Source organism: Variovorax sp. LG9.2 (genome assembly GCF_035018885.1).
Lineage (GTDB): Bacteria > Pseudomonadota > Gammaproteobacteria > Burkholderiales > Burkholderiaceae_C > Variovorax.
Genome location: NZ_JASJXB010000063.1, coordinates 1 through 8,819, shown reverse-complemented (window position 1 = coordinate 8,819; position 8,819 = coordinate 1). Strand labels below are relative to the sequence as shown.

At 60.8% G+C, this 8,819-nt stretch carries 10 protein-coding genes and 1 pseudogene; 1 reads left to right on the top strand and 10 read right to left on the bottom strand.

The genetic code is table 11. The features are described from left to right. Positions 1 to 110: 110 nt before the first annotated feature. The 10 genes and pseudogenes from QN413_RS26565 to QN413_RS26520 form a co-directional block, all read right to left on the bottom strand. Positions 111 to 293 (bottom strand): transposase domain-containing protein, encoded by a 183-nt coding sequence (locus QN413_RS26565; RefSeq protein ID WP_323499571.1) that lies wholly within the window; start codon positions 291 to 293, stop codon positions 111 to 113. Positions 294 to 326: 33 nt separating this feature from the next. Continuing rightward, positions 327 to 1,715 (bottom strand): IS66 family transposase, encoded by a 1,389-nt coding sequence (gene tnpC, locus QN413_RS26560; RefSeq protein ID WP_323499570.1) that lies wholly within the window; start codon positions 1,713 to 1,715, stop codon positions 327 to 329. Between the two features lie 76 nt (positions 1,716 to 1,791). Continuing rightward, a complete protein-coding gene (gene tnpB, locus QN413_RS26555) occupies positions 1,792 to 2,130 on the bottom strand; it encodes an IS66 family insertion sequence element accessory protein TnpB (RefSeq protein WP_323499569.1) in 339 nt (112 codons plus the stop codon). After that, a complete protein-coding gene (gene tnpA / locus QN413_RS26550; RefSeq protein ID WP_323499568.1) occupies positions 2,127 to 2,549 on the bottom strand; it encodes an IS66-like element accessory protein TnpA in 423 nt (140 codons plus the stop codon). Before tnpA ends, tnpB begins: the two co-directional genes overlap by 4 nt. A gap of 79 nt (positions 2,550 to 2,628) precedes the next feature. Beyond that, complete coding sequence (locus tag QN413_RS26545) at positions 2,629 to 2,820, bottom strand: hypothetical protein (protein ID WP_323499567.1); 192 nt, start codon at positions 2,818 to 2,820, stop codon at positions 2,629 to 2,631. Between the two features lie 43 nt (positions 2,821 to 2,863). Further along, positions 2,864 to 3,202, bottom strand: a pseudogene (locus QN413_RS26540) (IS3 family transposase); the annotation flags it as partial. Positions 3,203 to 3,257: 55 nt separating this feature from the next. Next, positions 3,258 to 3,386, bottom strand: coding sequence for a hypothetical protein (locus QN413_RS26535; RefSeq protein ID WP_323499566.1), 129 nt, complete (start codon positions 3,384 to 3,386; stop codon positions 3,258 to 3,260). Positions 3,387 to 3,430: 44 nt separating this feature from the next. Then, on the bottom strand, positions 3,431 to 5,494 hold the full coding sequence (locus QN413_RS26530) for a response regulator (RefSeq protein WP_323499565.1): 2,064 nt from the start codon (positions 5,492 to 5,494) through the stop codon (positions 3,431 to 3,433). Then, positions 5,491 to 5,937 (bottom strand): response regulator, encoded by a 447-nt coding sequence (locus QN413_RS26525; protein ID WP_323499564.1) that lies wholly within the window; start codon positions 5,935 to 5,937, stop codon positions 5,491 to 5,493. The genes QN413_RS26530 and QN413_RS26525 overlap by 4 nt, the downstream gene beginning before the upstream one ends. Next, positions 5,934 to 8,375, bottom strand: coding sequence for an ATP-binding protein (locus QN413_RS26520; RefSeq protein WP_323499563.1), 2,442 nt, complete (start codon positions 8,373 to 8,375; stop codon positions 5,934 to 5,936). Before QN413_RS26520 ends, QN413_RS26525 begins: the two co-directional genes overlap by 4 nt. Before the next feature lie 261 nt (positions 8,376 to 8,636). Between QN413_RS26520 and QN413_RS26515 the strand changes: the two genes are divergently transcribed. Further along, the coding region (locus QN413_RS26515) for a hypothetical protein (RefSeq protein WP_416352255.1) at positions 8,637 to 8,819 on the top strand (183 nt) is incomplete at its 3' end.

The following is an 8,819-nucleotide window of genomic DNA, read 5'->3' as shown; positions in this document are numbered from 1 at the left end:
GGTAGGCTGAACACCCGGGTCACTTTGAGATCGGCACAACCCTCATAAGTGGGTCAATTCTCGGTCGGCGCCAACAGGCAATTAGCGAAGCCCGTTAAGCGATGTGTTGATCAGTTTGCGGGCTGCCAGAGGTGCGGAAGCAACTCGTCTGTGCGGCTGTTCAGATGTGTCGGCAGTCGCGTGAGCACGTCCTTCAGGTAGGCCCACGGATCGTGGCCATGCAACTTGGCCGACTGCACCAGGCTCACCACGACCGCAGCCCGTTGACCCGCCAGTTCGCTGCCGGCGAACAACCAGGCTCGCCTTCCGAGAGCCCACGGACGGATCTAGTTCTCGCAATGGTTGTTGTCCACGTTGACGTCGCCATCCAGCAGGTTCTGCGTGAGCGCTGTCCAGGCGTTCAGGCTGTAGTTCAGCGCCTTGGCCGTCGAACTGCCGTCAGGCACACGGCTTCGCTCAAGACGCAGCCAGGCATGCAGCTTTTCCCACAGCGGCCGGGCGTCCGTTTGCCTTCTGGCCAGTCGCTCTTCGGTCGTCAAGGCGGCCAGCTCACGCTCGAGCCGGTAGATCTGCGCGATGCGTCGCAACGCCTCATCGGCGACCGCGCTCCTGCCCCCGTCGCGCAGCAGCTCGTCGAACTTGCGTCTGGCGTGCGCAAGACATCCGGCAGGAATGCGTCCGGACTGGGCGGCCATCACCTTGTCATAGACGGCGTATTCATCGCGCACCAATGTGCGGCGCCACGCCGTTGCGCCGTGCCCGTCATCATTCGGGCCGAGGAAGGCCACGGGGTACTGCGCACCCCGCCCGACGCAGAAGTCATAGATCACACCGCGCACCGGATCGAAGGCGCCGCGTGCGTAGGCCCAGATATAGGCCCGTTTGGTCTTGCCCCGCCCCGGATCGAGCATGGCCACCGGCGTCTCGTCGGCATGCAGCACCTGCGCCGACAGCACGAAGCGTTTGTGCGCGTCGTACAGCGGTATGAGGGCTGCGCCGCCTTGCCCGGACCAACTCGCCAGCGTGGAGCGCGGCGTGTGCACGTTCGAGCGTGCGTTGATGGACTCCATCCGGTAGTACGGCAGATGGTCCACGAAGTGGCTGACCATCGTGTGCGCGATCAAGCCGGCCGCCGGCATGCCGCCGTCGATGATCTGCGGCGCAACGGCCTCTTGCACCAGGCACTCGCAGCAGCGGCATGCCCACTTGCCGTAGATGTGGCGGTGCACGAAGAACTCTGCCGGCACGATGTCCAGCTTCTCGCTGATGTCCTCGCCCACACGCACCATCGGCTTGCCGCACATCGGGCTCGGGCAGCTCGTGTTCTTCGGTTCATGATGGTGTTCAACCCGGCGAAGATGATCAGGCAGTAGTCGACGACGTGGCTTGCGCTTGGTGTTCGCGTCGTCCTTGGACGGCGTCGGTGCTTCGCCCCTGGCTTGCTCCAGTTGCGCCTGCAAACTGGCTTCATCCTCGGCCAGCGTCTCCTCGAAGCGACGGCGCTGCTCGGCGCTCATCGCCTCGGTCTTGGCGCCGAACTTCCATGCCTTCAGCCGTGCGAGCTGGAACGTGATCTTCTCGATCTTGGCGTCCTTGAACCTGATCTCGTTGTCCTGCTGGCGCAGGCGTTGAAGCATCTGCTGCGCGAGTGCGGCGATGGCCTCGGGCGCCAGACCTTGCAGGTCTTCGTCCTTCAGATCGTGCAACGCTTGCATGTATCAATCATGCCGATTCCAGCGGCCTATCGCCACTGGGGGATGCGCTGTCAAAGCACCCGCCGCGGGCTCAGCGTCAGAGCCGGGTGATCGTGCTCATCTCGGGCAGGCGCTGCCAGGGCAGCCCGACCACGAGCGCATCGAACTGCGCTTGCGTCAGTGCGATCGGCCTGACCACATCAATCTCGCGTAGCCACACGAAGTGACCGACGTTCAACCGTCTTGCAGCGCACCAGACCCCGAAGCCGTCGTGCACGATCATCTTGATGCGTGTGGCCCGTGCATTGGCAAACAGGTAGCCGTGATGCGCGTTCGCGCTGCCCAGAGCATGGACCACATGCGCGAGCAGGCGCTCGGCGCCAGCGCGCATGTCCACGGGCTTCGTGCACAGCCACAGCGCATCGATGCGGATCATCGCAACACCTCGCGCAGCCACGCTGCGCAGTCCGCTGCTGCCGAGACCGGCCAGGTCACGCTCACACCGAGCACGCCGCGTTTGAACTCGAGGTGGATGGCCTCGGCAGCGACAGCGACACAAGCAACTGCTGGCGCCGGCGCCGAGGGCGGTGCTGAAGGTGGCAGTGCCGGCGGGGGCAAGGACAGTGCGATGAACTGGGGCGCCGACTCGGCAACCGTCGTTGACGTTGACGTTGACGTTAACGTTGAGACCGGACTCGCCCCGCGTCCGCGACGCCATTGGTGCACCAGGTTGTCGTTCAACTTGTAGGACAGTGCAACTGCCGCAACTGATGCCCTTGGCTCTCTGCAGGCAGCAAGGACCTGCGCCTTGAACTCTGCGCTGTGACGGCGCCGTTGCTTCGGATTGACGTCCATTGATGATGTCCAGCCAACTTTAGATGGACACCACGGTCTATGTCTCAACGACCGAACTCAAGGTGGGTTAACTGGACGCTTACTCCGAACCGGCATCGATGTCATCAAGCGCCTGACGCAGTGCCCTGGGAATCAGTTGCCTCGACAGGGTTTCATCGACCTCGGGTACGTCCCGTTCAAAGATCGACCGGTACTTCTCGACCAGGCCTTGCAGGTTGGCGGTGAGTTGCGCGCGGTGCGCGCCCATTTCGAGTTCTTCGATCTGCGCCATTCAGGTCTGCCTTTGCGATGGGTCGTAGCCGAGGCGCACTGACGGCTCTGCCGACAACGTGCTGCCGGGAGTCGGGTTGGAACTCACCAATCCAGGCACGCAGCGAATCTCGGCCCGGATAGCCCAACGCCTTGATTGTGGAAGCGATGCAGCGCCCGTGCTCGGCGTAGTGCTCGACAGCCTTCTGCTTCTGATTTTTGGAATACTTCGGGTTTGAGCGCACGTAGCCAGACGACAGGCCGAGACGCCCCTCGTACTCCTCATACCAGCTTTTCAATGAGTTCTTCGTCGGGTAGCCCAACTGGTGGATCGTCGCGCCGGTGCGCTTGCCCAGCTTGACGTAGAGCTCGACGACCCGTACGCGATCTTCGTATGAATACATGAACTACCTCCAAAGGTAGTCCAAGAAATCCGCCGCACCCCCGGTGGGTCAAAGTTCAACCGGCGCCGACAGTGCTACCAGCATTATTGACGGCATCGGCATCGGCATCGGCATCGGCATCGGCATCGGCATTGCCCGTACCCGTAGCCTTGGGCGTGGCATCCAGACTGCCGCTGATAGCCATATTTCCCCGCGTTAGGGCCGATTCAATCGTGCAGCACCGGAGGCTTAACCTCGCTCTCGACTAGCGGCCAATTTGATCAATTTTTCAAGCTCTGCATAGTCGGTGGGCTTGGTCAGGTGGTGGTCGAACCCGGCGTCGCGGGAGTTCTGCCGGTCGCTTTCGTGTCCGTAGCCGGTCACCGCGATCAGTATGGCCTGGCCGAATTCGGCGTCCTTACGCAGGCGCTTGGCGACTTCATAGCCGTTGAGTCCGGGCAAGCCAATGTCGAGTATCACCACGTCGGGTCGCCAGGCGCGGGCCGCTACCAGCGCGGACGGCCCGTCGAAGGCCAGTTCAACCTCGTGATCAGACATTTGCAGAAGAGCCATCATGCTTTGGGCGCCATCGATGTTGTCATCGACCACCAATATGCGTAGGGCTTTGGAGCTGTGCGCTGCCGGGTCAGCTGTGGACGGCGTCGTGTCCGCCATCGTGGACTTTGGCGGGGACGCCGTCTGCATGGCCGGCAGGCGCACCACAAACTCGCTGCCCTGCCCAACGGTGCTGCGGGCGCTGACGCTGCCGCCGTGCAGATCGACCAGCCGCTGCACCAGGCACAGGCCAATGCCCAGGCCGCCCTGTGAACGGTCCAGCGAGCGTTCGGCCTGTATAAAGAGTTCAAAAATGCGGGGCAGCAGCTCGGGAGCAATGCCAATCCCGTTGTCGGCGATGCGGAGGACAGCAAAGTCACCTACTTGCTGCACATCAAGGCTAATTTGGCCGCCCTGGTCTGTGTACTTGGCGGCATTCGTGAGGAGGTTGACCACAACTTGCTCCAGACGCACGGCATCGGCATACAGCCAGATCGGCTGGCTGGGTACGGTGACTGCCAGCGCGTGCCTACAATGGGAAATCAGCGGCTGCGTCGTTTGCAGTGCACGGGCAACGATGCTGCCCAGCGCCACCTGCTCCCGCCTAAGGTGGACGCGGCCGGTCGTGAAGCGAGAGATCTCCAGCAGCTCGTCAATCAAGTGGTTGAGCTGGCCTGCCTGACGCTCAATGATGGCGTGCGCCTGCTGCTGCACCGGGTCTTGGTCACTCCTGCGCCGCAACAGCTGCACCGCGTTGCACAGCGATGCCAGAGGGTTACGCAGCTCGTGGCTCAGCATCGCGAGAAACTCGTCCTTGCGGCGGTCCAGCTCGGCAAGGGCCTGGGTTTGCTCTGCCAGCTGGCGCTCGGCGTGCTTGCGCTCGGTAATGTCCCTGAACGAGACCGCAATTTTCCGGCTGTTTGCTACGCCCATGCAAAAAACATGAACATCCAGCACCCGGTCTTGAGCGCTCAGGTAGCGCTCCTGCCTGAAGGGTGTGCCGGTGGTGCGTACCTGCTCATAGTAGGCGAGCCACTCGGCGGGCTCGTCAGGCTTGGTTTGGCTAATGGTTTGCCCCAGCACGCCGAGCATCAAAGACTGGGCGGAGAAGGCGGGATTGAGCGCGATGTAGCGAAAATCTAGCGGTTCGCCAGCCGCGACTTGAACGTTTTCGAGCAAGCACAGGCAGTCCGACATGGAGTTAAACAGAGTTCGGTAGCGTTCTTCCGAGTCACCCAGTTTTGCCTCTGTTGCCTGGCGCTGGGTTTGAAGCTCGAAACGTTCCATCGAGTTTTCAACAGCCCTGGTCAGGCTTTCTGATGTGGTCCAGCTTTTGCTAATGAAGTCTTGCGCGCCAGCCTGAATGAGCTTGTATCCGTCAAAGCTCTCGATTCCGTTCCAGCCAGTGATGACAATTACCGGGCAGGGCGGCAAATCCGTCCCGCCACACAAAATGGCCAGCACTTCCAGCGCGTTCATGTCCGGCAGGTTGAAGTCGAGAAGGATGCAGTCAAACGGGCGGGCGTAGGGCGCCGCACAAACATGCGCCGACCTTGCGGACCCGGCGTGGCCGCTGCACTCGCAAGTGGCACAGGACAACTTTTCTTGCTGCTGCGCTACCTGCCGAAGAGCTGCGTCGCCCATCCCGACTTCGGTGAATTCATAGTGGCGGGCAGACCCGCACAACAGCATCTGCCGTAAATGTGCCAAATCATCTGGACTGTCGTCAACAAGTAGCATTCGACGAACGTTGCTCATGGCGTTCTCAGGTTTCTCTCGCTAGGCAGTACGGTACTGGTCATCCAGTAACTAAAAATCGTCTGCAACATGGCTCGGTGCGCAGCGTGGTTGACCGGCTTGATGTGATACGCGCGTGCCCCCTTGCGATAGCAATAATCGACGTCCTTTGGATTGGATGATGTGCTCAGCACAACGACTGGAACGGCATGAAGCTCGTCGTCCATATGCATCTCGCTCAGGGCGTCGCGGCCATCGGTGCTGGGTGTGTTCAGGTCCATCAGTACGAACGCTGGCAATGCACCGTGGCTAGCGCATATTTCGCGCAGCAGGCGCAGGCAGTCGCTGCCCGAAACAGCGCGGAGGATCTGGTTGTAAACGCCTGCTCGCTCGATCGCCTCAACCGCTGTTTCGAAGTCCCCGTCGTTGTCTTCCATCACGATCACAGGCTGGGTGCGGCTCATGATAGGTTGGGCCAAACTGCCGCAGGGAGATCATTGCCGGTTGATCGAAGTGGGTCGGCCCGGTTACTGGGTGTGGCGCACGGAAGCGTGAAGTAAAAAGTGCTGCCTTCCCCGAGTGTGGATTCCAGCCATACCGTGCCTCCGTGCCGCTTGACCACTTTTTTCACCACTGTCAGGCCTGCGCCCACGCCGCCGCCAAAGTCTTGCTGTCCGTGAAGCCGCTTAAACATACGAAAAATCTGCTCGAAATGGCGTTCTTCGATGCCGATACCGTCGTCTCGCAAGAAGTAAACCGTCTCTGCGTGCGCTTCTGGCGGCATTTTGGCCAGTCGACCCGACTCATCCGGGCGTATGAAGCCGATTTCAATATGCGGCTTGGCGTTACGGTTGTATTTGAGGGCGTTGCTGATCAGGTTGGTGAATATCTCGCGCACCCGCACCATGTCGCACAGTGCAGTGGGCAGTGGCCGCGTAAAACCGACGGTGCAGAGGTGGTCGTTGGCGCGCACGCCCACCATTTCAAGGGCGTCGGCCACGACCTTGTTGAGATCCACCTGCTCAAACTCCAGGTTGGTTCTGCCCACGCGGGAAAAATGCATCAGCGAGTCGAGCAGGCTGTCCATGCGAAGCACCAGGCGCATCAGGGCGTCCATGCGATTGCGGTTGTCACTGGAGATGGGCTGCGTGCTCTCTAGCATCTGGTGCGCATAGCGGTGGATGCCTCTTAGGGGCTCCTTCAGATCATGCGATGCCACGTAGGCAAACGAGTCTAGCTCCTCGTTGCTGCTGGTGAGGTCAATGTTGAGAGCTTCCAAGCCCAGATTGGCTGACACCGCAAGGTCCATCACCAGCAGGCGCAAGCGCAGGGCCGAATCAACTTCCATGCTGCTCCAGGGCAGCGACCGCTCGTGTATGGACTCTATGAACAGTTCGAACGAGCGGCGCGGCGTCAGACGCATTCCGTGCGGGCCTGGTACTAGTGGCTTGTCGTTAGGGTTGCCAGCCCATTTGACGGTTTGCCTGATCTCTGGCCTGAACCACATGATGAGGTCCTGACGGACTCGGGAAACCTGCACGGCGATCAAGCCGCTGGCAACCGGCGCAATGGCCGCGCCGTCCGGGTACAGCGAAGGCAGGCGGTCGGTTTCAAACACCGGGCGTGTGTGCGAGCCCATCTCGGGTCTGAGGTTTACCCACTCTGCCAGCGCACTGAGCTGCGCTTCGTCGGGCGTCTTGCCAGCGAGCCACCAGCGGTCCATGTGGTACAGCGCCGCACCCTCGGCGTCCATTGCATCGAGCAGCGAGGGCTGGCGGTCGGACAAGGCCAGCAAATCGCCTTCTTTTGCGGCCTTGGAAACCAGCTGCTGGTGAACAGTCTCAACCTTCAACTGATAGGCCAGCTGCTCAATGTGGTCGGTAGACTTGAGTTGCAGGGAGGCAACCTGGGCCAGTACCTCGCAGGCGGCGCGCAACTGGTGCGGAAAAACAGTCGACGTTTTGTGGTGGCAGGCAATCAGGCCCCACAGAACGCCCTCAATCAAGATCGGCATGGTCAGCGACGCGCCAACACCTAAGTTGGCGAGGTATTCGGTGTACATGATCGATGCGCCCCGCAGCGCACAATGTGTCATGGTCAGCGGCTGGCCGGTATCAGGGTTGGCAAGCGGCACCATCTCGACCACAGGGCCGGCCGCATGGGGCACCGGCCTGATCCAGATGCGTTTGTAGATATCACGCGCCGGCTGGGGAATGTCGGCTTCTGGGTAATGCAGGCCAAGCCATGGGTCCAGGCCGTCTTGCATGCTTTCCGCAACGACCTCGCCGTGGTTGTCGGCATGAAACCGGTACACCATTACCCGGTCCAGCCCGGTTATGGCGCGCACTTCAGTAGCGATCTGCTGGCAAAAAGGCAGCAGGCCGGTGCTGCGTTGCATACGGCGAACCGCTGCCCTGACCAGGGTGAAGAAATCGCCTTGGGGGTGGATTGCAGGGCTTTCGCTACGTCCGGTGGCTTCAAACTCCAGATACAAGACGTCGGCCATGGTGTGTACACAAACATCAAGCGCTGAAGCGTTGCTGCTTGCCGCCACCGAGAAGGCGTACAGGGGGTTTGCCTCCAGGCCTTCGTCGATCAACATGCGCTGCAGGGTCTGCAGATGTCCTGGCGCTAACAATGTTGTCAATGGCTGGCTGAGCAGTTCTCCAGGGGCCAGGCCGAGAAATTGCGCGGAGTTTTCGCTCACCTGAAGAATGCACAGATCTGCAAGTCTGCACGTGATGAGCGCTCCGTGCGATTGTATGCACCCAGGCGACTGCACCGGTTCGCTGTCGCAGTTGGTTAGGCTTGTTCCAAAACGCTTGGTGCTGTAGGGGCCATGGCCCCAGGGGAGCGGGTCACTGCTTGAGTTTTCGGGATTTTGTGGCGAGGTAGTGTTCATGTTCAGGCTGCTCGGGTCCCTAAGATGGCTGGTCAAGCCAAAGATGCTGTTAGCGGATGATTCTTCGCGGTCAAAACGCTGGATTTACGCCTATTCGTTTTTTCTTCCTCATCTCTATCTGGGGCCCGCTCAGGACGTCTGGCGACCTGCTCGGCCGTTCGTCAGATAAGACCTCGCGGCAATGTAGGCTTAGTCGTTGCACCAATGCGTGGGACAAGCGCGCGAAGAACTAGCCCCGGAAATCTGAACAGCTCGATAAGTGTGGAAACTGCTCCTGAAGGCGAGGATCTCGCCTGTGAAGATTGGAGCAAAGATGAGCAGAAGACCCGCCGCACGCACTCAGCGGCTTTCTTGGGGGAGAACCAGTTGCTCAGCCGAGCGGCCGACGTGTTCGGCGGCGAGCAGGCGACAGCGGAACCTGCGATCGATCTGAAGGCACTGCAC

Bases quoted from the DNA above. Each gene is read 5' to 3' on its own strand.
- QN413_RS26545 (WP_323499567.1), bottom strand. From the start codon at position 2,820: ATGGCGCAGATCGAAGAACTCGAAATGGGCGCGCACCGCGCGCAACTC.
- tnpC (WP_323499570.1), bottom strand. From the start codon at position 1,715: ATGCAAGCGTTGCACGATCTGAAGGACGAAGACCTGCAAGGTCTGGCG.
- tnpA (WP_323499568.1), bottom strand. From the start codon at position 2,549: ATGGACGTCAATCCGAAGCAACGGCGCCGTCACAGCGCAGAGTTCAAG.
- QN413_RS26520 (WP_323499563.1), bottom strand. From the start codon at position 8,375: ATGAACACTACCTCGCCACAAAATCCCGAAAACTCAAGCAGTGACCCG.
- QN413_RS26530 (WP_323499565.1), bottom strand. From the start codon at position 5,494: ATGAGCAACGTTCGTCGAATGCTACTTGTTGACGACAGTCCAGATGAT.
- QN413_RS26525 (WP_323499564.1), bottom strand. From the start codon at position 5,937: ATGAGCCGCACCCAGCCTGTGATCGTGATGGAAGACAACGACGGGGAC.
- tnpB (WP_323499569.1), bottom strand. From the start codon at position 2,130: ATGATCCGCATCGATGCGCTGTGGCTGTGCACGAAGCCCGTGGACATG.
- QN413_RS26535 (WP_323499566.1), bottom strand. From the start codon at position 3,386: ATGGCTATCAGCGGCAGTCTGGATGCCACGCCCAAGGCTACGGGTACG.